23 protein-coding genes are annotated in these 23483 nt (G+C 67.5%); 15 read left to right on the top strand and 8 right to left on the bottom strand.

Translation table 11 applies throughout. The annotated features are described in order from the left end of the window. Positions 1-7 precede the first annotated feature (7 nt). The 4 genes from dapE (at position 8) to CRO07_RS06820 (ending at position 5148) form a co-directional block, all read left to right on the top strand. Positions 8-1153: a succinyl-diaminopimelate desuccinylase gene (gene dapE, locus CRO07_RS06835; RefSeq protein ID WP_097029944.1), complete on the top strand. Its 1146-nt coding sequence runs from the start codon at positions 8-10 to the stop codon at positions 1151-1153. Next, positions 1150-1566 carry a GNAT family N-acetyltransferase gene (locus CRO07_RS06830; RefSeq protein WP_097029943.1) on the top strand — a complete coding sequence of 139 codons (417 nt, stop codon included), beginning with the start codon at positions 1150-1152 and terminating at the stop codon, positions 1564-1566. The genes dapE and CRO07_RS06830 overlap by 4 nt, the downstream gene beginning before the upstream one ends. A 50-nt stretch (positions 1567-1616) precedes the next feature. Continuing rightward, on the top strand, positions 1617-3869 hold the full coding sequence (gene rnr / locus CRO07_RS06825; RefSeq protein ID WP_097029942.1) for a ribonuclease R: 2253 nt from the start codon (positions 1617-1619) through the stop codon (positions 3867-3869). 64 nt (positions 3870-3933) lie between these two features. Beyond that, on the top strand, positions 3934-5148 hold the full coding sequence (locus CRO07_RS06820; RefSeq protein ID WP_097029941.1) for a lytic murein transglycosylase: 1215 nt from the start codon (positions 3934-3936) through the stop codon (positions 5146-5148). 3 nt (positions 5149-5151) lie between these two features. Here CRO07_RS06820 and CRO07_RS06815 read toward each other — a convergent pair whose 3' ends face one another. Continuing rightward, on the bottom strand, positions 5152-5427 hold the full coding sequence (locus CRO07_RS06815; RefSeq protein WP_097029940.1) for an I78 family peptidase inhibitor: 276 nt from the start codon (positions 5425-5427) through the stop codon (positions 5152-5154). 169 nt (positions 5428-5596) lie between these two features. On the opposite strand from CRO07_RS06815, the gene CRO07_RS06810 reads away from it, so the two are divergent. The 4 genes from CRO07_RS06810 (at position 5597) to lpxK (ending at position 8846) form a co-directional block, all read left to right on the top strand. Beyond that, positions 5597-6337, top strand: coding sequence for an NYN domain-containing protein (locus CRO07_RS06810; protein WP_097029939.1), 741 nt, complete (start codon positions 5597-5599; stop codon positions 6335-6337). 86 nt (positions 6338-6423) lie between these two features. Continuing rightward, on the top strand, positions 6424-6669 hold the full coding sequence (locus CRO07_RS06805) for a DUF4170 domain-containing protein (protein WP_097029938.1): 246 nt from the start codon (positions 6424-6426) through the stop codon (positions 6667-6669). A 9-nt stretch (positions 6670-6678) separates the two neighbouring features. Continuing rightward, a complete protein-coding gene (locus CRO07_RS06800) occupies positions 6679-7848 on the top strand; it encodes a 3-deoxy-D-manno-octulosonic acid transferase (RefSeq protein WP_097029937.1) in 1170 nt (389 codons plus the stop codon). Beyond that, the gene (gene lpxK, locus CRO07_RS06795; protein ID WP_097030087.1) at positions 7848-8846 is read left to right on the top strand and encodes a tetraacyldisaccharide 4'-kinase; all 999 of its coding nucleotides are present in this window, start codon (positions 7848-7850) and stop codon (positions 8844-8846) included. The genes CRO07_RS06800 and lpxK overlap by 1 nt, the downstream gene beginning before the upstream one ends. Positions 8847-8850: 4 nt before the next feature. Here lpxK and CRO07_RS06790 read toward each other — a convergent pair whose 3' ends face one another. The 3 genes from CRO07_RS06790 to CRO07_RS06780 are packed head-to-tail and all read right to left on the bottom strand — an operon-like array spanning position 8851 to position 11227. Next, positions 8851-10017 carry a CaiB/BaiF CoA transferase family protein gene (locus CRO07_RS06790; RefSeq protein ID WP_097029936.1) on the bottom strand — a complete coding sequence of 389 codons (1167 nt, stop codon included), beginning with the start codon at positions 10015-10017 and terminating at the stop codon, positions 8851-8853. Continuing rightward, positions 10014-10685 (bottom strand): DsbA family protein, encoded by a 672-nt coding sequence (locus CRO07_RS06785; protein WP_097029935.1) that lies wholly within the window; start codon positions 10683-10685, stop codon positions 10014-10016. The genes CRO07_RS06790 and CRO07_RS06785 overlap by 4 nt, the downstream gene beginning before the upstream one ends. A gap of 8 nt (positions 10686-10693) precedes the next feature. Beyond that, complete coding sequence (locus CRO07_RS06780; RefSeq protein WP_097029934.1) at positions 10694-11227, bottom strand: DUF721 domain-containing protein; 534 nt, start codon at positions 11225-11227, stop codon at positions 10694-10696. An 81-nt stretch (positions 11228-11308) separates the two neighbouring features. On the opposite strand from CRO07_RS06780, the gene mutY reads away from it, so the two are divergent. Further along, positions 11309-12403 carry an A/G-specific adenine glycosylase gene (gene mutY, locus CRO07_RS06775; protein WP_097029933.1) on the top strand — a complete coding sequence of 365 codons (1095 nt, stop codon included), beginning with the start codon at positions 11309-11311 and terminating at the stop codon, positions 12401-12403. A 36-nt stretch (positions 12404-12439) separates the two neighbouring features. After that, a complete protein-coding gene (locus tag CRO07_RS06770; RefSeq protein ID WP_097029932.1) occupies positions 12440-13669 on the top strand; it encodes an alkane 1-monooxygenase in 1230 nt (409 codons plus the stop codon). 333 nt (positions 13670-14002) lie between these two features. Here CRO07_RS06770 and CRO07_RS06765 read toward each other — a convergent pair whose 3' ends face one another. From CRO07_RS06765 to CRO07_RS06755, 3 genes are all read right to left on the bottom strand, one after another. After that, on the bottom strand, positions 14003-15121 hold the full coding sequence (locus CRO07_RS06765; RefSeq protein WP_097029931.1) for a site-specific DNA-methyltransferase: 1119 nt from the start codon (positions 15119-15121) through the stop codon (positions 14003-14005). 88 nt (positions 15122-15209) lie between these two features. Beyond that, on the bottom strand, positions 15210-15851 hold the full coding sequence (locus tag CRO07_RS06760; RefSeq protein ID WP_097029930.1) for a ribonuclease HII: 642 nt from the start codon (positions 15849-15851) through the stop codon (positions 15210-15212). Positions 15852-15968: 117 nt separating this feature from the next. Then, positions 15969-16421 carry a hypothetical protein gene (locus tag CRO07_RS06755; RefSeq protein WP_097029929.1) on the bottom strand — a complete coding sequence of 151 codons (453 nt, stop codon included), beginning with the start codon at positions 16419-16421 and terminating at the stop codon, positions 15969-15971. A gap of 184 nt (positions 16422-16605) precedes the next feature. On the opposite strand from CRO07_RS06755, the gene CRO07_RS06750 reads away from it, so the two are divergent. The 4 genes from CRO07_RS06750 (at position 16606) to CRO07_RS06735 (ending at position 20130) form a co-directional block, all read left to right on the top strand. Next, positions 16606-16908, top strand: a complete 303-nt coding sequence (locus tag CRO07_RS06750) for a hypothetical protein (protein WP_097029928.1) — start codon at positions 16606-16608, stop codon at positions 16906-16908. Then, a complete protein-coding gene (locus tag CRO07_RS06745) occupies positions 16865-17584 on the top strand; it encodes a winged helix-turn-helix domain-containing protein (protein ID WP_407919622.1) in 720 nt (239 codons plus the stop codon). The genes CRO07_RS06750 and CRO07_RS06745 overlap by 44 nt, the downstream gene beginning before the upstream one ends. A 153-nt stretch (positions 17585-17737) precedes the next feature. Continuing rightward, positions 17738-18835 carry a carboxynorspermidine decarboxylase gene (gene nspC / locus CRO07_RS06740; RefSeq protein WP_097029926.1) on the top strand — a complete coding sequence of 366 codons (1098 nt, stop codon included), beginning with the start codon at positions 17738-17740 and terminating at the stop codon, positions 18833-18835. 56 nt (positions 18836-18891) lie between these two features. Beyond that, complete coding sequence (locus CRO07_RS06735) at positions 18892-20130, top strand: saccharopine dehydrogenase family protein (RefSeq protein WP_097029925.1); 1239 nt, start codon at positions 18892-18894, stop codon at positions 20128-20130. A gap of 151 nt (positions 20131-20281) precedes the next feature. On the opposite strand, the gene CRO07_RS06730 is transcribed toward CRO07_RS06735, so the two are convergent. After that, the gene (locus CRO07_RS06730; RefSeq protein ID WP_097029924.1) at positions 20282-22183 is read right to left on the bottom strand and encodes a heavy metal translocating P-type ATPase; all 1902 of its coding nucleotides are present in this window, start codon (positions 22181-22183) and stop codon (positions 20282-20284) included. 314 nt (positions 22184-22497) lie between these two features. On the opposite strand from CRO07_RS06730, the gene CRO07_RS06725 reads away from it, so the two are divergent. Then, a complete protein-coding gene (locus tag CRO07_RS06725; protein ID WP_097029923.1) occupies positions 22498-23475 on the top strand; it encodes a TRAP transporter substrate-binding protein in 978 nt (325 codons plus the stop codon). Positions 23476-23483 lie beyond the last annotated feature (8 nt).

Raw genomic sequence — 23483 nt, 5'->3', positions numbered from 1 at the left:
CGGACAGATGACGCCCGTCGATCCCGTGGCCCTTGCGGCCGATCTGATTCGCTGCCCCTCGGTCACGCCGGCCGAAGGCGGTGCGCTGGTGCTGCTGGAACGGCTGCTGTCGCAGGCGGGGTTCGCCTGCACCCGCGTCGACCGTAACGGCACGCCGAACCTGTTCGCACGCTGGGGGCAAAAGGGGGCTGCGCGCAGTTTCGGCTTCAACGGTCATACCGATGTGGTGCCGGTGGGTGATACCGCCGCCTGGACCTGCGACCCGTTCGGGGGGCAGATCTCCGATGGCTGGCTGTGGGGCCGTGGCGCCACCGACATGAAGTCGGGCGTCGCGGCCTTTGTCGCGGCGGCGGTGGATTTCGTGCGCGAGACACCGCCCGATGGTGCGGTGATCCTGACCCTGACCGGCGACGAGGAAGGCGACGCGACCGACGGCACCGTGGCGCTTCTGGACTGGATGGACGCGCAGGGCGAGTCGATGTCGGTCTGTCTGGTGGGCGAGCCGACCTGCCCCGACCGTCTGGGCGAGATGATGAAGATCGGCCGGCGCGGCTCGATGACGGCATTTTTCACCGCGCAGGGGGTGCAGGGCCATTCCGCCTATCCGCACCGGGCGAAGAACCCGGTGGCGGCGATGGCGCGGCTGATCGACCGGCTGGCCTCGCATCCGCTGGATCAGGGAACGGCGCATTTCGACGCCTCGACGCTGGCGGTGACGACGATCGACACCGGCAATCCGGCCACCAATGTCATTCCCGCGCTGTGCCGCGCCACGGTGAACATCCGCTTCAACGACCTTCATACCGGCGCCAGCCTGACCGAATGGCTGCGGGCCGAGGCGGCGACGGTTCAGGCCGACACCGGCGTTCAGATCGCCATGACGGCCAAGATCTCGGGCGAAAGCTTCCTGACCCCGCCGGGCGCGCTGTCCAACCTGATCGCCCGCGCGGTCGAGGCCGAGACCGGCCTGCGCCCCGAGCCGTCAACCTCGGGTGGAACGTCGGATGCGCGGTTCGTGCGCGCCCATTGCCCGGTGGTGGAATTCGGCCTTGTGGGCCGCACGATGCATCAGGTCGACGAGCGGGTCGATGTCGCACAGATCCCGGCGTTGAAGGCGATCTACCGCCGCATCCTGACGGATTACTTCGCATGAAGATTTCGGTGACCGACGATCTGGCCGCCTGCCACGCTCTGCGCCGGCAGGTGTTCATCGACGAACAGGGCGTCCCCGAGGCCGAGGAAATCGACGATCTGGATGCCGGGGCGATCCACCTTCTGGCCCATGACGGCACCCGCGCCATTGGCACCGCCCGGCTTTTGCTGCACGGAACGGTCGGCAAGATCGGCCGGGTCTGCGTGTCGGCCGACTGCCGCGGCACCGGCGCCGGGGCGGCGCTGGTGCGCGCGGCGGTGGCCGAGTTGCGCAGGGTGCCCGGCCTTCGGCAGGTCACGCTTGGCTCGCAGGTTCATGCCATGGGGTTTTACGAAAAGCTGGGCTTCCGCGCGGTGGGTCAGGACTATCTCGATGCCGGGATCGTGCATCGCGACATGGTGCTTGACCTGTAAGGCGCGGCTTTGCGGATGACGCGCGGGCCGGGCCATGTTACCCCAATCCCATGGACCAGATCCCTTCCAAAGCCCGGATCCTTGACTGGATCGCTGAAAACCCGACCCTGACCGCCAAGCGCGACATCGCCCGCGCTTTTGGCATCAAGGGCAGTGCCGCCCGCATCGAGCTGAAGCGCCTTCTGCGCGAGATGGAGGCCGAAGGCGCGCTGGAAAAGCGCAAACGCACCTATGGCGCGCAGGGGGGGCTGGCGCCGGTCTCGGTGGTGCAGATCACGGCGCCCGATGCGCAGGGCGACCTGTTCGCGCGGCCGTTGGAATGGCAGGGCGACGGTGATCCGCCGCGCATCCTGTTCGTGCCGAAGCCGGGCGACCCGGCGCTGGGCGAAGGCGAGCGTATTCTGGCCCGCCTGACCGAAGTCGCGGGCGAAGATCACAGCCACGAGGCCCGGCTGATCCGCCGCCTTGGCGGCAGCACGTTGAAGGTGCTGGGCATCTTCCGCGCCGGATCGGATGGCGGCCGCATCCTGCCCATCGACAAGGGTGAAGACAAGGAATGGCGGGTGCCCGCCGACATGACCGCCGGCGCCCGCGACGGCGAACTGGTCGAGGCCGAGCGCGTGGGCCCGAAGCGCCTTGGTCTGCCACAGGCGCGTGTGGTTTCGCGGCTGGGCGATCCAAGCGGGCCGCGTGCGGTCTCGATCATCGCGATCCATCAGCATGGCATCCCCGACGTCTTCCCCGATGCGGTGCTGGCCGAGGCCGCCCGTGCCGAACCCGCGCCCTTGGGCGAGCGCGAGGATCTGCGCCATCTGCCCTTTGTCACCATCGATCCCGTCGATGCCCGCGACCGCGACGACGCGGTGCTGGCCGCGCCCGATCCCGATCCGCAGAACCCAGGCGGCCATATCCTCTGGGTCGCGATTGCCGATGTGGCGCATTACGTCCGCCCCGGATCGGCGCTGGATCGCGAGGCGCGCAAGCGCGGCAACTCCAGCTATTTCCCTGACCGGGTGGTGCCGATGCTGCCCGATGCGCTGTCGGGCGACCTGTGTTCGCTGCATCAGGAGGTCGACCGGCCCTGCATGGCCGTCAGGATGCGGCTTTCCCCTCAGGGTGAGAAGATCTCGCATCGTTTCACCCGGGGGATCATGCGGTCTCGGGCCAGTCTGCACTATGCGCAGGTGCAGGCGGCGCAGGACGGCCAGCCCGACGACAGGACGGCGCCGCTGCTGGATGACATCATCCGCCCGCTTTACGCCGCCTATGGCGCGCTGAAACACGCCCGTGCGCTGCGCCAGCCGCTTGATCTTGACCTGCCCGAACGCCGGATCGAACTGTCCGAGGATGGCCGCGTGCTGTCGGTGGATTTCCGCGAACGCTTTGACGCGCATCGGCTGATCGAGGAATTCATGGTGCTGGCCAATGTCGCCGCCGCCGAGGAACTGACCCGCCTGCGCCGCCCGCTGCTGTTCCGCGTCCACGAGGAACCCAGCCCCGACAAGCTGGAAGCCCTGCGCGAAGTGGCCGAGGCTTCGGGGTTCACGCTGGCCAAGGGGCAGGTGCTGAAGACCTCGCATCTGAACCGGCTTCTGGCGCAGGCCGAAGGCACCGAGTTCGACGAGCTGATGAACATCACCACCCTGCGCTCGATGACGCAGGCTTATTACCACCCCGAGAATTTTGGCCATTTCGGTCTGGCGCTGCGCAGCTATGCGCATTTCACCTCGCCGATCCGGCGCTATTCCGATCTGATCGTGCATCGCGCGCTGATTCTGGCCCATGGCTGGGGCAGTGACGGGTTGTCGGCGCAAGATATCGAGATGCTGGAAGAAACCGCCAAGCTGATCTCTGACACTGAACGGCGCAGCATGGCGGCGGAACGCGACACGACTGATCGCTATCTGGCGGCCTGGCTCTCGGACCGCGTGGGGGCCGAGTTCACCGGCCGGATTTCGGGTGTGCAACGCTTCGGCCTGTTCGTCCGGCTGGACGAAAGCGGCGCCGACGGGCTGATCCCGATCCGCTCGGTCGGGCGCGAATTCTTCCATTTCGATCCGGACAGCCAGACCCTGATGGGGGCCGATACCGGCACGATGCTGGGGATCGGCCAGCGTGTCACGGTGCGGCTGGCCGAGGCGGTGCCGCTGACCGGGGGCCTGATGCTGGAACTGCTGTCGGTCGAGGGCGGCCCGCTGCCGGGGCCAAAGGGGCGCCGGGGCCGGTCCGGTCCGCGCAAGCCGGGGCAGGCCGCCGCCCGTGCCGAGAAGGTCAAGCGTAAGTTGGTGCGCAAGCGGCGCTGATGGCTGGGCGGGGCGCGGCTTTCGTGTCAGGGTTGCCGAAACGACAGGATCGGGCGGTGATCTCATGCGGCATCTTGTTCTGGGCCTTGCCCTGCTGGTTCCGGTGACGGCGGCGGCCGACCCCGTGGCGCCCGTGACGGCCGAGACCCCCGACCGGGCGCTTCGCGACTGGGCGGCGGCGTTTCGCCTGCGGGCGCTGGCGCAAGGCATCCGCCCCGAGACCTTCGACGCCGCCTTCCGCGACCTGCGTCCCGACGCCGAGGCCCTGACGCGCGACCGCAACCAGACCGAATTTGTCCGCACGCTGTGGGATTACCTGGACCGTGCGGTGTCCGAAAAACGTATCACCGAAGGGCAGGCGGCGCTGGCCCGCCATGCCGGTCTGCTGGATCGGATCGAAGCAACCTACGGCGTCGAAAAGGAAATCCTTGTCGCGGTCTGGGGGATCGAGACCTCTTACGGGGCCAACCGCGGCAGCCATCCGCTGATCCCGGCGCTGGCGACGCTGGCCCATGACGGCCGCCGCGCCGCCTTTTTCGAAGCGCAACTGATCGCGGCGCTGAAGATTCTGGATCGGGGCGACATCGCGCCGGATGCGATGCGCGGAAGCTGGGCCGGGGCGATGGGGCATACCCAGTTCATGCCGACCTCTTACCTTGCGATCGCGCAGGATTTCGATGGCGACGGCCGGCGCGACATCTGGTCGGATGATCCGGCGGATGCGCTGGCCTCGACCGCGGCCTATCTGGCGCAGTCGGGCTGGCGCAAGGGCCAGCCCTGGGGGATCGAGGTCCGCCTTCCCGTGCATTTCGATTTCGCGGAAAGCGGCAAGACGGTACGGCACGGGATGGCGCGTTGGCAGGCCCTTGGCCTGCGCGCGGCCGATGGTGGCGCCTTGCCCGATCACGGCGAGGCGGCGCTGCTGCTGCCGGGCGGTGCGCAGGGCGCGGCATTCCTGATCTTTGGTAACTTCCGCGCGCTGGCCCGCTATAATCCGGCCGACGCCTATGTGGTTGCGGTGGGGCATCTGGCCGACCGGCTGACAGGGGCCGGGCCGATCCTGGGCGACTGGCCGCGCGGCGACCGCGCGCTTCTGGACGCCGAACGGCACGATCTTCAACGCCTGCTGACCGCCGCGGGTTACGACACGCAGGGGGTGGATGGGCGGATCGGGCCGAACACGCTGGCCGCGCTGCGCGCCTGGCAGAAGGCGCAGGGGCTGACCCCTGACGGTTACGCGAACGAGGCTGTTCTGAACCGGCTGCGCGGCGGGGCCTGACCCTCAGCCGCAGGACAGCCGTCGGATCAGGTTCGCGTCATCGATCTCGACGGTCAAACGGTCGGCGCGGAAGTCCATCGTCACCGCCATCCCCGGCCGCACCACCCGGACGGGTTGCGAAAAGCGCATGGAATCCAGCACTTCGGATGGCTGGCCGATCAGGCCCTGAAGGCCCTTGGCGCCGCAGGTGTCGTTCTGCAACAGGTCCATCGGCATATCGCTGACCCGGCAGGCGGCAAGGCTGGTCAGGGTCAGCAGGATCAGAAGCGGGCGGCGCATCACAGGTCTCCGGTGGGTTTGGCGGAAGCTAGGGCCGCGACCCTGCGGTTGCAAGCGGCCCGGTGGCGAAGGGGGGTGGGTTCCCGCACGCGGCCCCGACACCGGCCAAGGTCTTTCCAGCTTCCCACGTCGCACAATCTGCGGCAGAAAGACCAAAACAGGAGCCGACATGTCCGAATCCCGCGCCCCGCGCCTTTGCGTGCTTATCGATGCGGATAACGTGCCCGCCGGCTATGCTGAAGCGATCTTTGAAGAAATCGCCGCGCTGGGCGAGGCCTCGGTACGGCGGATCTATGGCGACTGGTCCGCGATGCGGCTGAATGCCTGGGCCAAGAAGGTGGCGACACTGGGCCTTGTGGCGGATCAGCAATTCTCGAACACCAAGGGCAAGAACGCATCCGACATCGGCCTTGTGATCGCAGCGATAGATTTCCTGCATTCGGGGCTGTTCGACGGGTTTGTTCTGGTCTCGTCGGACAGCGACTTTACCCGGCTGGCGGCGCGGATTCGCGAACAGGGGCTGGATGTCTATGGCATCGGTGAGAAAAAGACGCCCGAGGCGTTCCGCATGGCCTGCAAACGCTTCATCTATGTCGAGAACCTTGGCGGCGACGAACCCGTGCGCGAGGCGCGCCCCGCGGGCCTGCCGGTGGCCGAACAGCCGCAGCGCGGGCAGAAGGAATCGCCGATGAACGCGATTCCGCTGATCGTGGCGGCGATGCGCGCCATCGACCCCGAAGGCGAGTGGTATACGCTGGGCCAGATCGGCCAGTTCATCACGCAGGCCAATCCCGATTTCGACACCCGCACCTATGGCAGCGCCAAACTTTCGGATCTTATCAAGAAGATCAGCCGGTTCGAGGTGAAGCCGGGGCAGGGCGGCCAGCTTCTGGCGCGCGATCTGTCCTGATTGGCCGGCGCGCGGGCGGCGGCCTTGACCCCTGCGGCACATCGTCTAGGGTGCGCGCCATTCCGCCAGCGTCAAAGGAGCGTCCCATGGCCCAGCGTCTGCACCTCGTGTTCGGGGGCGAACTTGTCAGCCCGACGAAGAACGTCTTCAAGGACGTGAAGGCCATCCATATCGTCGGCATGTTCCCCGATTATGCCTCGGCCTATTCCGCCTGGAAGGCCGAGGCGCAGCGCACGGTCGACGATGCGCACATGCGCTATTTCATCGCCCATATCCACCGGCTGCGCGACGAGGAACAACCCGCCTCGGCCACCGAAGAACTCGGGGCCTGATCCCGCGTGATGACGCAGGCGTTCGGCCTTCCGCTTGGTCCTGTCGGGGGGGTGGCGCGTCCGCCCCGCCCGGCGGGCAAGCTGGTCTGGCTGCACGCCCCCACGCCCGAAGCCGCCCGCCCCATGGCCGAGCTGGGCCGGCGCATCCTGCTGGACGAGGGGTTTCCGGTCCTGCTGACATCGCCGGTTGCGGTCGGTGCGGGAAGCGATCTGATCGTGCAGGCCGTGCCTGCCGATACGCTGGCCGAGGTGCGGGCCTTTCTTGACCACTGGCGCCCCGATGCGGCCTTTATGGCCGAAGGCGAATTGCGCCCGACCCTGATCGAGCAGACGTCCGAACGGCTGATCCCGCTGGCGCTGATCGATGGTGTGGCGCCGCGCGTTCTGGCCGGGCGCGAACGCTGGTGGCCGGGGCAGATCCGCGGGCTCTTGTCGCGGTTCCGTCACATCTTTGCGGTGGACGAGGACGCCGCCCGCGCCTTCCGCCGCGCCGGAAGCCCGCCCGACATCACGCAGGTCGCCGGCCGGCTGGAAGATGGCAGCCTTGCGCTGCCCTGCACCGAGGCCGAACGCGCCGCCCTTGCCCGCCTGCTTGCGACGCGGCCGGTCTGGCTGGCCGCTGGCATCCCCGAGCCCGAGGAAGCCGCGGTGATCGCCGCCCATCATTCCGCGCTGAAGCTGGCGCATCGGTTGTTGCTGATCGTTGTGCCGAAGGATGCCGATCGTGCCGCCCCGCTGGCCGCCCGGATGGAGGACGAAGGCTGGACCGTCGCCCGGCGATCCGCCGACGAGGAGCCCGACGCCGAGACCGAGGTGTTCATGGCCGATGGCACCGCCGAACTGGGGCTGTGGTATCGGCTGGCGCCGGTGACATGGCTGGGCGGCAGCCTGACCGAAGGCTGTGTGCGCGATCCGCTCGAGGCAGCCTCGCTGGGCTCTGCGATCATTCACGGGCCGCGGCCGGGTCCGCATGGCGCGACCTTTGCCCGGCTGCGCAAGGCGCGCGGGGCGATGGTGGTGCCATCGGCGGCCGACCTGCCCGAGGCTCTGTCCGATCTGCTGGCGCCCGACCGGGCGGCGCGGCTGGCCCATGCCGGCTGGGCGGTCGCCTCGGACGGGACGGATGTGACGGACCGGATCGTGGCGCTGGTCGGCCGGCTGGTGGATGCCGCGCCATGATGCGGCCGCCGCGGTTCTGGTTCACCCCGCCAGACCGGCCCGCGCTTGTGGCGCGGCTGCTGGCGCCCATGGGGCGGCTTTATGCGGTGGCCACCGCACGGCGGTTGCGCCGGGGCAGCGCCCATCGTGCAGGTGTGCCGGTGATCTGCATCGGCAACCTGAATGCCGGTGGCACCGGCAAGACGCCCACCGCCATCGCGCTGATGCAGCATCTTCAGGCCCGCGGGATCGAGGCGCATGTCGTCTCGCGCGGGTATGGTGGACGGCTGGAAGGTCCGCTGCATGTCGATCCGCGCCGCCACCGTGCCGCCGATGTGGGCGACGAGCCGTTGTTGCTGGCGGCCTTTGGCCCGGCATGGATCGCGCGCGACCGGGCGGCCGGCGTTCGCGCCGCCGAGGCCGCGGGCGCGCGGGTGATCCTGCTGGACGACGGCTTTCAGAACCCGTCGGTGGCCAAGGATCTGTCGCTGATCGTGGTCGATGCTGCCGTGGGGTTCGGCAATGGCCGCTGCCTGCCCGCCGGCCCCCTGCGCGAGCCGGTGCCGGTGGGCCTTGCCCGCGCCGACCTGCTGCTGTCGATCGGCGACCCGGCGGCGCAGGCCCGCTTTGCCGCCGACTGGCCTGCCCTGCCGCTGCCGCGGCTGACCGGGCAGCTTCGGACGCTGCAAATGGGGATGGACTGGCAGGGCGCGCGGGTTCTGGCCTTTGCGGGCATCGGGCGGCCGGAAAAGTTCTTCGCCTCGCTGCGGGCCGAGGGCGCCGACCTTCTGCGCGCCGAGGCGCTTGACGATCATCAGCCCTTGGGCGAGGCGCTGATGCGCCGGCTGGAAATCGAGGCCATGGCGCTGGGCGCGCAACTGGTCACCACCGAGAAGGACGCGGTGCGGCTGCCGCCCTCGTTCCGGCAGAAGGTGTTGACGCTGCCGGTCCGGCTGGCGCTGGACGATTGGTCGGCGCTGGACGGGGCGCTGGACCGGCTTGGGCTGCGCGCGGGGTAGGGCGTTATCCCGCCGGGTTCTGGGGGGCGCGGGGGCGGCCGGCTTCGGCCAGCACTTCGGCCCGATGTTCGCCCAGCCGCGGCGCCGGGCGATCAAGGGCCAGTTCGGCGTCGGAAAACCGGATGGGAGATCGCACGCCGGGCACGCCGCCCGGATCGATCCGCATCCCGCGGTGGCGGATCTGCGGATCGGCGAAAGTCTCGGCCATGTCGTTGATCGGGCCGGCGGGCACACCTTCGGTTTCGCAGGCGGCCAGCAGGTCGGCCTTGCGCCAGCCGCGCGTCGCGGCGGTCAGCGCGGCGGTCAGCGCGGCCCGGTTTGCCACCCGGTCGGCGTTGGTCTGGAACTGCGGCGCCGTCGCCAGACCCGGCAGGCCCAGAATCGCGCACAGCCGGCGATATTGCGCATCGTTGCCGGTGGCCAGGATCACCCAGCCATCGGCGCAGTCGAACACCGCATAGGGCGCAAGATTGGGATGTTCGTTGCCCATCTTCCGCGGCGCTACGCCCGTCGCAAGGTAGTTCATCGCCTGATTGGCCATGATCCCCGTCGCCACATCCATCAGCGCCATGTCGATCTGCTGGCCCTGCCCCGTCACCCCGCGCTGGTGCAACGCGGCAAGGATCGCGGTGGCGGCATAGATCCCGGTGAAGATGTCGGTGACAGCCACGCCCACCTTCTGCGGCTGGCCCTCGGGGGTGCCGGTCACGCTCATCAGGCCGGCCATGCCCTGAATGATGAAATCGTATCCCGCGCGGGCGGCATAGGGGCCGTCCTGCCCGAAGCCCGTGACCGAGCAATAGATCAGCCGCGGGTTCACCCGTTGCAGCGACGGCCAGTCCAGCCCGTATTTCGCCAGCCCGCCGACCTTGAAATTCTCGATCAGCACATCGGCGCCAGCGACAAGACGGCGGACCGTTTCCTGCCCTTCGGCGGTGCGGAAATCGGCCGTGACCGACCGTTTGCCCCGGTTTGCGGCATGGAAATAGGCGGCCGAGCGGTCGCCCTCGCGGTCGATGAAGGGCGGGCCCCAGCGGCGGGTGTCATCGCCTTCCGGGGCCTCGACCTTGACGACATCGGCGCCAAGATCGGCCAGAACCTGCCCCGCCCATGGCCCGGCAAGGATCCGGGCCAGTTCGACCACCCGGACCCCGGTCAGGGGCGCGCTCATCCCTTGGACAGCTCCGCCTCGATCAGCTTTTTCAGATCCTCGTAGGACATGTTGGAATGTTTGGTGCCGTTCACGATCAACGAGGGCGTGGCGGTGATCCCGTCGGCGGCCGAGTTCTTCTGGAACGCCGCCACCATCGCCTCGGCCTTGGGCTGATCGTTCATGCAGGCGTCCAGCGCGACGTCATCCAGCCCCGCGGCGCGGCCGATCCGGCGCAGGTTTTCCGCCACCTGCTGCGGGTTGTCGGTGACCCATTCGCGCTGCTGGTCGAAGATCATGTCAGCGATGCCGAAATACCGCATCTCGCCGCCGCAGCGCGCCACCATCGCGGCCCACAGACCGTAGCGGTCGAAATAGACCTCGCGGAAGACGAACCGCACCTTGCCGGTGTCGATGTAGTCGCGCTTCAGGGGTGTCAGCACCTCGTTTTCGAAGGTGGCGCAATGCGGACAGGTGAAGGACGAATATTCGATGATTGTCACCGGCGCATCTTCGGCGCCCAGTGCCATGTCCGTCACCGCGGGCAGGGTTGCCGGGGCGGCGGTTTCCTGCGCGCTGGCCGTCATCGGCGGCAGCAGCGGCAGCGCGGCCTGTTGCCCCGCAGTCCACAGCGCGATGCCCGCCACCGTCGTCAGTGCCAGCGCCGCCAGCCCCAGTTGATTGACCATTCCGTGCCTCATCTTGCTTTCGTGCGTGTCAGGAAATTCATGGTAAGCCGTTCAAGGGCCGCCCGCAGCCCCTCGTCATGGACACCGGCGGCGGCTTCGGCCGCGCGGGCTTGCACCGCCGGATCGGGCGCCTTTTCTGCTTTCGGCGCAGGATCGAACGTCGCCTGCCCTTCGGCAAAGCCCGCAGGCGCAGTCTGCGTCAGCAGAATGCGCGAGATCGCGGCATAGCCATAGCAGGCGTTCACCCGTTCCTTCAGTGCCGGCAATTGCATCTGCACCAAAGGCGCATGGGCCGACGATACCAGAATCGTCAGCGTCGCCCCCAGCCCTTCGCGCGCGGCATAGCCCACCTTTACCGGGCGGGTGATCCGGGCCAGATCCGTGCCGGCCACCTCGGGCCAGTGGGTCAGAAGCCGCGTCACCGCAAAGCCGCGCTTTTCACCGACTTGCCGGATGCGGTCCTGCAACAGGCCCGACGCGGCTTCGAACCCGCGCATCCGGCGCTTGGGCTTGGCGGGGGTAGGGGCCGGGGCTCGGGTCATCTGTTCATTCCTGATCGAGCGCCTATCTTAGCCGCCGCGCCCCGTGGCGCCAGAGCCACGCCGCAGGAAGGAGCATAAAGATTGCGTGACACCGAGGAAACCCCGGCCGCCACCCTGCGCCTTCTGCACTGGTATGACCGCCATGCCCGGGTGCTGCCGTGGCGCGTAGGCCCCGGGGATCGTGCGGCCGGCGTCAGGCCCGACCCCTACCGGGTCTGGCTGTCCGAGATCATGCTGCAACAGACCACCGTCGCTGCGGTGCGCGATTATTTCCGCCGCTTCACCGAACGCTGGCCCGAAGTGGCCGCACTGGCCGCGGCCGAGGATGCCGAGGTCATGGCCGAATGGGCGGGGCTTGGCTATTACGCCCGCGCCCGCAACCTGCTGAAGGGTGCGCGGGCGGTGGTCGCGGATCATGGTGGCCGGTTTCCCGACAGCCGCGACGGGCTGTTGACCCTGCCCGGCGTCGGCCCCTATACCGCGGCCGCCGTCGCCGCCATCGCCTTTGACGAGCCCGCAACCGTGGTCGATGGCAATGTCGAGCGCGTGGTGGCCCGCCTGTTCCGGATCGAAACGCCGCTTCCCGCCGCCAAGTCGGAACTGACACGCGCCGCGGCCAGCCTGACACCCGCCGTGCGGCCGGGCGATCATGCGCAGGCGATGATGGATCTGGGCGCCACGATCTGCACCCCCCGCAACCCCGCCTGTGGACTCTGCCCGCTGATCCATGGTTGCGCGGCGCGGGCGGCGGGCGATCAGGCCACGCTGCCGCGCAAGGCGCCGAAAGTGGCAAAGCCGGTGCGCGACGGCGTGCTTTGGATTGCCTGCCGTGCGGATGGGGCGCTTTTGCTGGAAACGCGGCCCGATTCGGGGATGCTGGGCGGAATGCTGGGCTGGCCCGGCACCGACTGGGACCGCAGCGGCGGGCCGTCCGATCCGCCGCTGACCGCCCTGTGGCGGGATGCGGGGCCAGAGCTGCGCCATACCTTCACCCATTTTCATCTGCGGCTGCGGGTGCTTGTGGCCGATGTGCCCGCGGATGCCGTGCCCCTGCGCGGTGCCTTCGTGGCGCAGGCGGCATTCCGCCCTTCGGCGTTGCCGACGCTGATGCGCAAGGGATGGAACGTTGCCGCAGCGGCGATCCGTCACCCGAATGACACGGCCCGACTCGCATAGTGTGCGCGCCACGACAGTAGTAAGTGGAGTTGAGAAATGGTTTCCCCTCCGGACGTCGCGACATCGAACATGCCACCCCCTATCGCGCATATCAAAAGCGCGCTGCCCTTCGCGATCTCTCTTGCGATGGTTCCACTGGCCATCATCGGCGCCGTCTACGGCGGCTGGACGGTCCTTTTGCTGCCCCTGTTCGCGTGGGGGCTGTTTGATCTGCTTGATCTTGTGGTCGGGCTGAACACGAAGAACGAGGATACCGAAACAGCCGAAAAGGATCTGTTCTGGTTCCGTCTTCTGACCATGATCTGGGTGCCGGTGCAGTTCATCCTGCTGTTCGGCCTGATCGCCTATGCCAGCAACACCTATCATCTCGACCTGCTTGAGAAGATCGGCCTGTTCATTGGCATCGGCGTGATGACCGGCATCGTCGGCATCGTCTATGCCCACGAACTGATCCACCAGAAGAACCGGCTGGAACGCTGGCTGGGCGACATCCTGCTGGCCATGGTGCTTTACAGCCACTTCCGGACCGAGCATCTGAAGGTTCACCACGTCCATGTGGGAACCGCTGCCGATCCGGTCACCGCCCGCTACGGCGAGGATTTCCACACCTATTTCCAGCGCGTGCTGGTGGAATGCCCCAAAAACGCATGGGAGACCGAGGTCGACCTGCTGAAGCGGACGGGCCGTCCGGCCCATTCGCTGAAAAACCCGTTCTGGATCTATGGCGGTTTGCAACTGTTCATGTGCGGGCTTGCGCTGGCACTGGGCGGCGCGCAGGGCCTGTTGCTGTTCCTGATCCAGGCGATCGTCGCGATCTGGCAGCTTGAGCTGACAAACTATGTCGAGCATTACGGCCTGACCCGCCGCAAGCTGGACGATGGCAGCCACGAGCCGGTGGCCCCGCATCACAGCTGGAACTCGGCGCACAAGGCGTCGAACTGGCTGCTGATCAACCTTCAGCGCCATTCGGATCACCACTACAAGCCCGACCGGCGCTATCCGCTGCTTCAGACCTATGACGCCGAAAAGGCGCCGCAGCTTCCCTATGGCTATCCGCTGATGGGGGCGATGGCGCTGGTGCCGAAGTTCTGGAAAAGCCGGATGAACCCGCGCGTGCGCGACTGGCGGAAGAAATACTATCCCGACATCACCGACTGGGCGCCCTACAATTTCGGCGCAACCCCGGTGGAAGCCGCCGCCGCCGCCGTTCCGGCCGAGACACCCCCGGCCGAGGCGCCGGTTCCGGTCAAGGAACCCGACGCCTGACATGACCGGCCTTGCCGGAGAGATCCGGCAGGGCCCCCGATGGTCCCCACACGACGCGCGGGGGCCAAGGCGAAATCACGCCGATCCAGATGGTGACGGCCCCCGATGCCCCCCCACACATGGCGCGCGCGGGGGGCACGGCGCGTTGCAAGAAGGGTCTACGAGGGCGCGCGCGCCGGGCGGCAAGGCCCCAGATGCGGGCCGCCAGTGCGGGCCGCCAGCCGCGGGTGTGGGCCCGGAAGCGAAAAAACCTCGCCGTGCGGGCACGGCGAGGGAAGTGGTGCCGTGGCAAAGCGACCAACGGCACAGGCGGAACGGGATGTTTCGTGAAGGTCAGTTCGGGCGGGGGTCTTCCATCTCTGCCCGGATCTGCTGGCGCAGGATGTCGATCGGGATCATCTTGCCCTCGCGTTTGTAGCACCAGTAGGTCCAGCCATTGCAGGACGGCGCGCCTTCCAGCGCGGCGCCGACCTGATGGATCGACCCTTTCACCTCGTGCCCGATCAGCGTGCCATCGGCGCGCACCTTGGCCTTGTGGCGCTGGTTCATCGAGTAGAGTTCCTCGCCCGGGCGCAGCATGCCGCGTTCGACCAGTTGCCCGAACGGCACCCGCGGCTCGGCCCGCTTGGACCCCGACACTTCCAGCGCCGAGGCATCGAACCGGCGCACCCGCGCCAGACGCTCGGCCGCCACCTTGCGATAGCTTTCCTCGCGCTCGATGCCGATGAAGTCGCGGCCCAGCATCTTGGCCACCGCCCCGGTGGTGCCGGTGCCGAAGAACGGGTCCAACACCACATCGCCCGGATTGGTCGTGGCCACCATCACCCGATGCAGAAGCGCCTCGGGCTTTTGCGTCGGGTGGGCCTTGTCGCCATGTTCGTCCTTCAGCCGCTCGTGCCCGGTGCAGATCGGGATCACCCAGTCCGACCGCATCTGCACGCCTTCGTTCAGCGCCTTCAGCGCCTCATAGTTGAAGGTGTATTTGCTGGCTTCCTGCTTCGAGGCCCAGATCAGCGTTTCATGCGCGTTGGTCAGCCGCTTGCCCTTGAAGTTCGGCATCGGGTTCGACTTGCGCCAGACCACATCGTTCAGGATCCAGAAGCCCTGATCCTGAAGCGCGGCGCCGACGCGGAAGATGTTGTGATAGCTGCCGATCACCCAGATCGCGCCGTTCGGCTTCAAAAGCCGGCGCGCGGCGGCCAGCCATTCGCGGGTGAACTGGTCATAGCTGGCAAAGCTGGAAAACTGGTCCCAGTGGTCGTCCACCGCATCGACGCGGGAATTGTCCGGGCGATGCAGGTCGCCGCGCAGTTGCAGGTTGTAGGGCGGGTCGGCGAAGATCAGGTCGACCGACGACGCGGGAAGGGACCGCATCACCTCGATGCAGTCGCCCGCAAGGATCTGGTTCAGCGGAAGCGTCGCCGCCTCCGTCGTCTTTGTTTTCGTCGCCATTCTCTGCCTCTGTGCCCGGCATTCATTCGCCGTTTTATGTGCGCAAAGGATGAGTCATCACCGAATCGGCGTCAAATTCTTTTTTGAATCAAGGGGTTACGGTTGCCTCTTGATACAAGATATTGTGGATGGGCTTGAACGAACGCCTATGGTGAGGGGTCGGGCCAAGATCTAGAAGCGCCCGAAGGTGATCCGGCGTGCCGTAACCTGCATTGCGCGCCCAGCCGTATCCGGGATGCTGTTGCGCCAAATCCACCATGATGCGGTCGCGCGCCACCTTGGCCACGATCGAGGCCGCGGCGATCGACAGGCAGCGCGCATCGCCCTTGACGATGGCCTGCGCCGGATGCGGCAGCCCCTTGGGAAGCCGGTTGCCGTCGATCAGCGCCAGATCGGGCGGGACGGGCAGCCCCGCCAGCGCGCGGGACATCGCCAGATGGCTGGCCTGAAGGATGTTCAGCCGGTCGATTTCCTCGACCGAGGCATGGGCGATCGACACCTCGGCCAGTGCCATGATCTCGGCCGCCAGCGCCTCGCGTCGGTGGGCGGTCAGCTTCTTGCTGTCGTTCAGACCGGCGGGAATGCGGGTGGGGTCCAGCCGCACGGCGGCGGCGGTCACAGGGCCGGCCAGCGGGCCGCGGCCGACCTCGTCCACGCCGGCGATGCGGATGAAGCCCTGCGCAAGGGCGGCGGATTCGAAGCTGAAGTCGGGGGGGGAAAGGGGGGCCATGGGCCAAAGTGATACCGCCCGGCGCCGAGGCGCGAAAGCCCCGTGCCGCGGTGGCGGAGGCTGATTTTGCCTTCCGCCACCGGGGGGCGGGCGCAGGGGGATGCGCCCGGAACGCGGTCAGTAGCGGAAGCCGTGGCGCCTCAGGCAGCGCGCGTCGTAGGCCACGCGGCCGTCGCGCGCCCGCACAAGGCATTCGCGCGGCAGTTCGCGCTGGGCCCGCGCGGGGCGGCGGTCGTGCCGGTAGCGGTCGTCGCGCCAGTTGCCCGGGTTGTGGATGCGCCCGTCGCGGTCGCGCCAGACATGCTGCGGCGGCGGATCCCAGCGGCCGTTGGCCTGCGGGCTGCGATAGACCTGCGGGCGGTAGGTGTCTTGCGTATTCCAGACCCGCCGGGACTGGTCGGGTTCGCGGTTGCGGTCGATCTGGTCTGCGATGATGGCCAGCGCCGCGATGCCCGCGACGGCCTTGGCGACATCGTTGGAATCGGCCTGCGCCGGGGTGGCGCCTATGGCAAGCCCCAGCGCCACGGCGACTGCGGCAAGGCCTGCGCTGATGCGTCTGAAAGCGGTCATGTCTGCTTCCTTGTTGCTCGCCCTGCATCGTGCCGGACGGCTTGTCCCGACCATGGCCACGCCACGGCTGGCGGCGCAATATCAGCCGGTTGATAGGCGATAACCACCGGCAAGCTTCCGCCGTGTCATTGATTATCCGGCCCGGTCTGCCCATGATCGAACGGATGAAAACCGGAGCAGTTCCATGATCTCATCCGCCCTGCCGGTTGTGCTGGCCTTGGCGATGGCGATTTCGGGCGGGCTGGCCGCACCGGCCGGGGCCGCCTGTTTCGCCGATTACAAGGCCAAGCAGGACCACCCCCTGCGGCTTCACTATGGCGTGGCCGAGGTGTCCGACAATCCCTGCAACACCCGCGCCGCCGCACGCGAACTGGCGCCCCGGCTGGCTGCGGGCGGTTGGACGCTGCTGAATGTTCTGTCGACCTTCGGGCCCGAGGGGCTGGATGAAAGGAAAGCCAGTGCCGGCCGATACTTCCTCCGCTACTGACTCGTTGCGCGCCGGAAACCGGGTGGTGGCGGGCGGGATCGCTGCCATCGTGCTGATCCTGCTGGGCGCGGCGGTGTTCCTGTTTCTGAACCTGCCCGATGCCGACGCCTTCAACGAACGGGTCGAACGCCTGTTCGTCGAGGTCGACCAGTTGCGATCCGGCCCCGAGATCCGCCTGCTTGAGATCCTTGCCCAGTCCGGCACCACCTTTTCCGAGGTGTTGGCCAGCTACCGGATGGTGATCTTCGTGCTGCTGGTGTTCTCGACCTCGCTTCTGGTGGCGGCACTGGTGCTGCTGGTGACGATCATCGCGCTGAACCGGCGGATGTCGGCGATCCAGCGGTCGGGGATTCAGGTCTCGTCGTTGATGATCAGCCGCGAAAGCCGGTCGGTCTATATCAACGACATGGAATTCACCCTGACCGAAGCCGCGATCGAGACGCTGTCGGTTCTGGCCGAGGCGCGGATGGATGACGACGTGCTGAGCGGCGCACAGCTTGAGGCGGTGATCTCGGGCAAGAACGTGGCCGACTGCGACGAGGCCGCCGGCGCCACCCGCGTCAAGCGGTTGCGCGATGCGCTGGGCAACCAGATGGTCAGCGAACTGCTGGTCAAGACCATCGCCCGGCGCGGCTACATGCTGGCGGTGGGCAAGGACACGATCCGCATGGTCTGATCGGGCGAGGCGCCCGCCCCTTTCTGTCGCGCGGATTGCCGTCATACCGGCCCCCGCGGTGCGGTTGTCATGCGCCTGCCGCAAAAGGCTTGCATCAGGGGGGGGGTGGCCCTATACGCCCCCGTCTTTCCTTCTCGTGCCCGGGGGGTTCGCATGATCCAGACGCCGTTCTACCTGATCGATTCGGCTTCGCTTGGGCGGAACATGGCGATCATCGACCGCCTGCGTGCGGCTTCGGGCGCCAAGGCGCTGCTGGCCTTGAAATGCTTTGCCACATGGCCCGCCTTCGATTTCATGCGCGATCACATGGACGGCACCACCTCGTCCTCGCTGTATGAGCTGCGGCTGGGGCGTGAGAAGTTCGGCAAGGAAACCCACGCCTATTCCGTCGCCTGGCCCGATCACGAGATCGACGAGGCGGTAAGCTATGCCGACAAGATTATCTTCAACTCGATCGGTCAGTTGCAGCGGTTCAAGGACCGCACCGGCGGCATCGCCCGCGGGCTGCGGCTGAATCCGGGCATCTCGACCTCGGGGTTCGATCTGGCCGATCCCGCGCGCCCCTTCAGCCGGCTGGGCGAGTGGAGCGCCGAGAAGATCGAGTCCGTCCTGCCCGACATTTCGGGCGTGATGATCCACTACAACTGTGAAAACGCCGATTTCGACCTGTTCAACCGGCAACTGGCCGAGATCGAGGGCCGGTTCGGCGCGATTCTGCGCCGGCTGGACTGGGTCAGCCTTGGTGGCGGCATCCATTTCACCGGCGACGGCTATCCGGTGGAAAAGCTGGCGGCGCGGCTGAAGGATTTCGCGCAGCGGATGGGCGTGCAGGTCTATCTGGAACCGGGCGAGGCCGCGATCACCCGCAGCGCCACGCTTGAGGTGACGGTGCTGGACCTGCTGGACAACGGCAAGAAGCTGGCCATCGTCGATTCGTCGGTCGAGGCGCATATGCTGGACCTGCTGATCTACCGCCAGTCCGCGAAGATCGAACCCGATACGGGCGATCATTCCTACATGATCTGCGGCAAGTCCTGCCTTGCCGGCGACATCTTCGGCGAGTTCCGATTCAAGGAACCGTTGAAGGTCGGGGATCGTCTGTCTGTCGTGGATGCCGCGGGCTACACGATGGTGAAGAAGAACTGGTTCAACGGGGTCAAGATGCCCGGCATCGTCCTGCGTGACCCCGATGGATCGCTGCGCGTCGCGCGCGAATTCGGCTATGCCGATTATGCCTCCAGCCTCGGCTGAACGAGGCGCTTCCCTCTGTCCTTGCCCGGATTTGGCCTTGAAGGAGACGGTTCGAAGTGAAGAAGAACGTGTTGATCATCGGTGCCGGTGGCGTCGCGCAGGTGGTGGCGCACAAATGCGCGCAGAACAACGATGTGCTGGGCGACCTGCATATCGCCTCGCGCACCGTCTCGAAATGTCAGGCGATCATCGCGTCGGTTCACGAGAAGGGCGCGATGAAGGTGCCGGGCGTGTTCGCGGCCCATGCCGTCGATGCGATGGACAGCGCCGCCGTGGCCGCGCTGATCCGGCAGACCAGGACGGGAATCGTGATCAATGTCGGCTCTGCCTTCGTGAACATGCCGGTGCTGGAAGCCTGCATCGAAACCGGCGTGGCCTATATGGACACCGCGATTCACGAAGATCCGAAGAAGATCTGCGAGACCCCGCCGTGGTATGGCAACTATGAATGGCAGCGCCGCGACCGCTGCGCGGCGGCCGGGGTCACGGCGATTCTGGGCGTGGGATTCGATCCCGGCGTGGTGAACGCCTATGCGCGTCTGGCCGCCGACGCCTATGTGGAAAATATCGAATCGATCGATATCGTCGACATCAACGCGGGCAGCCACGGGCGCTGGTTCTCGACCAATTTCGATCCCGAGATCAACTTCCGCGAGTTCACCGGCACTGTCTGGTCCTGGCAGAACGGCGCCTGGCAGGCGAACCGGATGTTCGAGGTCGGGCAAGAGTTCGACCTGCCGGTGGTGGGCCGTCAGAAAGCCTATATGACCGGCCATGACGAGGTTCATTCGCTGTCTGCGACCTATCCGCAGGCGGATGTCCGGTTCTGGATGGGCTTTTCCGATCACTATATCAATGTCTTCACGGTGCTGAAGAACCTTGGCCTGCTGAGTGAAAAGCCGGTGACGACCGCCGAGGGGCAAGAGGTGGTGCCGCTGAAGGTGGTGAAGGCGGTTCTGCCCGATCCGTCATCGCTGGCGCCGGACTATACCGGCAAGACCTGCATCGGCGATATCGTCAAGGGCACCACGAACGGCGAACCGGTCGAGGTCTTCATCTACAACGTCGCCGACCATGCCGAAGCCTATGCCGAGGTGGGATCCCAGGGGATCAGCTACACCGCGGGCGTGCCGCCGGTGGCGGCGGCGATTCTGGTGGCGAACGGCACCTGGGATGTGAAGAAGATGGTGAACGTCGAGGAGCTGGACCCGAGGCCGTTCCTGGGTCTGCTGAACCGGATGGGCCTGCCCAGCCGGATCAGGGATGCCGACGGTGATCGCGCATTGGAGTTCTGATCGGGGGAATTCTGATCGGGCCATGTCTGTTTGATGGACCTGCCCCCCGGCCCTGCGCGTGGCCGGGGGGTTTCTTTTCCCGCGGCGCCTGTGGCAGGCCCCGGGGCGCTGCCCCGGACCCCGGGATATTTCGGCCAGAATGAAAGCGCGGTCAGGCGGGGCTGCGTCGGCGGATCGGGTCGGTGAGAAGGCGGAGGCCGTTCAGCACCACGAGGACCGTTCCACCCTCGTGTCCGATCACGGCGAGAGGCAGCGGAAGGTCGAAGAACAGGCCTGCGGTGACCAGCGTCACCATCGCCCCCATCGCGAAGATCAGGTTCTGGCGGATGATCCGTGCGGTTCTGCGGGCGAGGCGGTGGGCGGCGGCGAGGCGGGTGATGTCTTCGGACAGCAGTGCCACATCGGCGGCTTGCAGGGCCACCTCGGAGCCGGCGGCGCCCATGGCGATGCCGACGTCGGCGCGGGCGAGGGCGGCGGCGTCGTTCACGCCGTCGCCCACGAAGGCCACGCGCGATCTTGCGGCCAGATCGGCCACGATACGCACCTTGTCCTGCGGCAGAAGTTCGGCGTGGATCTCGTCGGGGTGGATGCCGAGGTCTGTGCCGATCCGTTCGGCCACGGCGCGGCGGTCGCCGGTCAGCATCTCGATCCGGGCGATCCCGGCGCGGCGCAGGGCTTCGATTCCCGGGCCGGCGCTGTCGCGCGGGCGGTCGGCCACGGTGATTGCGCCGATCAGCCGGGCGCCGCGGCCCAGAAGCACCATCGTCTGTGCGCCCTGATGCAGGGCTGCGATCTGGTCGGGGTGGTCCACCGGGCCGCTACGGGCACCCATTCGCGCGGCAAGGCGGGCGTTGCCGGCCCAGATCATGCCCTGATCGTCGACGCCGACCATGCCTTCGCCCGGCACGGCGCGGGCCTCGCGCACGGGGGCCGGTGTCAGGCCGCGTGCCTCGGCTGCGCGGCGGATGGCGTCGGCGATGGGGTGCTCGGAGTGCGCCTCAAGGCCGGCGAGGCGGGCGAGGAAGTCGTCCGGTTCGCCTTCGCAGACGATCTCGACCATTTCCTGCCGGCCCGTGGTCAGGGTTCCGGTCTTGTCGAAGGCAAAGCTGCGGACTTTGGCCAGCGTTTCCAGCGCTGCGCCGCCCTTGAACAGCACGCCGCCGCGCGCCGAGGCGGACAGCGCCGACAGGATTGCCGCCGGGACCGAGATCACGATGGCGCAGGGGCTGGCGGCGACCAGCAGGGTGGCGGCGCGGTAAAGGGCGTCATCCCATGCCCGCCCCATCCAGAGGAACGCCAGAAGGGCCAGCACCGACCCGGCGAGAACCGCCACCGTATAGCGTTGCCCGAACCATGCGCTGAACCGTTCCGAGGGTGCGCGGGCGGCCTGCGCTTCGGTCACAAGCTGGATCATCCGCGCCACGGTGCTTTCGGCGAGCGGACGGCGGACTTCGACTTCCAGCACGCCATGGAGGTTCACCGTCGCCTCGAATACCTGCGCGCCGCGGGCTTTTTCCACCGGAACGGATTCGCCGGTGATGGTGGATTCGTCGATCTGGCCTTCGCCCTCGACCACAACGCCGTCCACCGGAACCCGTGCGCCGGGGCGCAGCACCACCACGTCGCCGGGGCGAAGATCGGCGACTGCGACCTCCTCGGTGCCGGTGGCGGTGCGGCGCAACGTTCGGTCGGGGCGCAGTTCCATCAGCGCCTCGATCGCGCGGCGGGCGCGGCCCATCGCGCGCTGTTCCAGCGTGGTCGAGAGGCTGAACAGCGTCAGCAGCACCGCCCCTTCAAGCGCCGCACCGACCGCTGCCGCCGCCAGCGCCGCAATGACCATCAACAGGTCGATGTCGAGTTCCCGTTCCTGCCACAGCGTTGTCAGCGCGCGGATCGCGGCGGGCACGCCGCCGGTGCCGAACACCACCAGTAGCGCCGCGGCCCCGACCGGGGCCCATGGGGTTGACGGCAGGGCGAAATGCACCACGCCCGCCACCACCATCGCCATCAGCGTCAGCCCTGTCAGAAGCTCGCGCAGCCGTTCTTCGCTCATCCGTCCGTCCGTCTGTCTGTGATTTTCCTAGGACATGCCGCATCGACCGCAGCCTGTCGCGCGCGAACGACTCGCATCCGGCGGGGCGCGTCAAGTTGCCCCGGCGGATGCCTTGTTGCGCGGCATTCAGGCGCGGGCGATGCCCGCAGATGCGGCCGAAAGGGCGCGGGCCTTCGGGGCCTGCCGGGTGGCCAAGGTCTGCGCGATCCGCGGCCCGGGCCTTGGCCCGCGTTGCCGCATGGCGTTGTTTTCCCTTCGGCATGTGTTACCACTTGGCCACGCGCCGCAGCCGGCGCCGATCCGCAGGAGGCACCATGACAGTATTCAAACCGGCAGGTCTTCTGGTCTGCGCCGCCCTTTTTGCCGGTGTGGCCAAGGCCGAGACCGAGGTGAAACTTGGCTATGCGCTGGCCGATACCTCGCATTACGGTGCGGGCGCGCGGGCCTGGCAGGAAGCGGTCGAGGCGGCCACCGGCGGCGCCTATGCCTTCCGCAGCTTCCCCTCGTCCGGGCTGGGCGGCGAGCGTGAGGTGATCGAGGGCCTGCAACTCGGCACGGTCGAGGCGACCATCGTCTCGTCGGGGACGCTGGCCAATTTCGTGCCTGAAACCGGCGTGTTCGACATCCCCTTCCTGTTCCGGGATTTCGACCATGCGCGCAGCGTGCTGGATGGCCCGATCGGGCAGGAAATCCTGGCGAAGTTCGAGGATGCGGGTCTGGTGGCGCTGGCCTGGGGCGAGCAGGGCTTCCGCCACATCACCAACAACCGCACGGCCATCGCGGCGCCGGCCGATCTGAAGGGGCTGAAAATCCGCACGATGGAAAATCCTGTCCATATCACCGCCTTCCAGACGCTGGGCGCCGCCCCCACGCCGATGGCCTGGCCCGAGGTGATCGGCGCGCTGGAACAGGGGACCATCGACGGGCAGGAAAACCCGCTTTCGGTCATTACTTCGGCCCATCTGTCGGAAGTGCAGACCCATCTGACGCTGTCGGGGCATGTCTATTCGCCGGCCGTGCTTCTGGTGTCCAAACCGTTCTGGGACGGCCTGTCGCCCGAGGATCAGGACGCTTTCCGCAAGGGGGCGGTCGCGGGGGCCAAGGCGATGCGGGCCTTTGTCGATGATGTAGAACAAAGCGGCGTCGACACGCTGAAAGCCGAAGGGATGCAGATCGGCACCCTGACACCCGAGCAGCGCGCGGCCTTCCGCGAGGCGCTGGCGCCCGCCTATGAGGGCTATGCCCGGCAATATGGCGAGGATCTGATCCGCCGGATCTCGGACAGCCAGTAGGCGCCGGC

It is taken from the genome of Cereibacter ovatus (assembly GCF_900207575.1).
GTDB lineage: Bacteria > Pseudomonadota > Alphaproteobacteria > Rhodobacterales > Rhodobacteraceae > Cereibacter_A > Cereibacter_A ovatus.
The sequence above is the reverse complement of the archived record's forward strand: the minus strand, read 5'-3'. Positions and strand labels throughout refer to the sequence as shown.

Coding starts and splice junctions, on each gene's coding strand:
- CRO07_RS06805 (WP_097029938.1), top strand. CDS start 6,424: ATGGCCCAGCGTCTGCACCTCGTGTTCGGGGGCGAACTTGTCAGCCCG.
- CRO07_RS06770 (WP_097029932.1), top strand. CDS start 12,440: ATGGTTTCCCCTCCGGACGTCGCGACATCGAACATGCCACCCCCTATC.
- CRO07_RS06790 (WP_097029936.1), bottom strand. CDS start 10,017: ATGAGCGCGCCCCTGACCGGGGTCCGGGTGGTCGAACTGGCCCGGATC.
- CRO07_RS06750 (WP_097029928.1), top strand. CDS start 16,606: ATGATCTCATCCGCCCTGCCGGTTGTGCTGGCCTTGGCGATGGCGATT.
- CRO07_RS06815 (WP_097029940.1), bottom strand. CDS start 5,427: ATGCGCCGCCCGCTTCTGATCCTGCTGACCCTGACCAGCCTTGCCGCC.
- CRO07_RS06820 (WP_097029941.1), top strand. CDS start 3,934: ATGCGGCATCTTGTTCTGGGCCTTGCCCTGCTGGTTCCGGTGACGGCG.
- CRO07_RS06725 (WP_097029923.1), top strand. CDS start 22,498: ATGACAGTATTCAAACCGGCAGGTCTTCTGGTCTGCGCCGCCCTTTTT.
- CRO07_RS06785 (WP_097029935.1), bottom strand. CDS start 10,685: ATGGTCAATCAACTGGGGCTGGCGGCGCTGGCACTGACGACGGTGGCG.
- CRO07_RS06755 (WP_097029929.1), bottom strand. CDS start 16,421: ATGACCGCTTTCAGACGCATCAGCGCAGGCCTTGCCGCAGTCGCCGTG.
- CRO07_RS06830 (WP_097029943.1), top strand. CDS start 1,150: ATGAAGATTTCGGTGACCGACGATCTGGCCGCCTGCCACGCTCTGCGC.
- nspC (WP_097029926.1), top strand. CDS start 17,738: ATGATCCAGACGCCGTTCTACCTGATCGATTCGGCTTCGCTTGGGCGG.
- CRO07_RS06800 (WP_097029937.1), top strand. CDS start 6,679: ATGACGCAGGCGTTCGGCCTTCCGCTTGGTCCTGTCGGGGGGGTGGCG.
- lpxK (WP_097030087.1), top strand. CDS start 7,848: ATGCGGCCGCCGCGGTTCTGGTTCACCCCGCCAGACCGGCCCGCGCTT.
- rnr (WP_097029942.1), top strand. CDS start 1,617: ATGGACCAGATCCCTTCCAAAGCCCGGATCCTTGACTGGATCGCTGAA.
- CRO07_RS06765 (WP_097029931.1), bottom strand. CDS start 15,121: ATGGCGACGAAAACAAAGACGACGGAGGCGGCGACGCTTCCGCTGAAC.
- CRO07_RS06760 (WP_097029930.1), bottom strand. CDS start 15,851: ATGGCCCCCCTTTCCCCCCCCGACTTCAGCTTCGAATCCGCCGCCCTT.
- CRO07_RS06745 (WP_407919622.1), top strand. CDS start 16,865: ATGAAAGGAAAGCCAGTGCCGGCCGATACTTCCTCCGCTACTGACTCG.
- CRO07_RS06730 (WP_097029924.1), bottom strand. CDS start 22,183: ATGAGCGAAGAACGGCTGCGCGAGCTTCTGACAGGGCTGACGCTGATG.
- dapE (WP_097029944.1), top strand. CDS start 8: ATGACGCCCGTCGATCCCGTGGCCCTTGCGGCCGATCTGATTCGCTGC.
- CRO07_RS06810 (WP_097029939.1), top strand. CDS start 5,597: ATGTCCGAATCCCGCGCCCCGCGCCTTTGCGTGCTTATCGATGCGGAT.
- CRO07_RS06780 (WP_097029934.1), bottom strand. CDS start 11,227: ATGACCCGAGCCCCGGCCCCTACCCCCGCCAAGCCCAAGCGCCGGATG.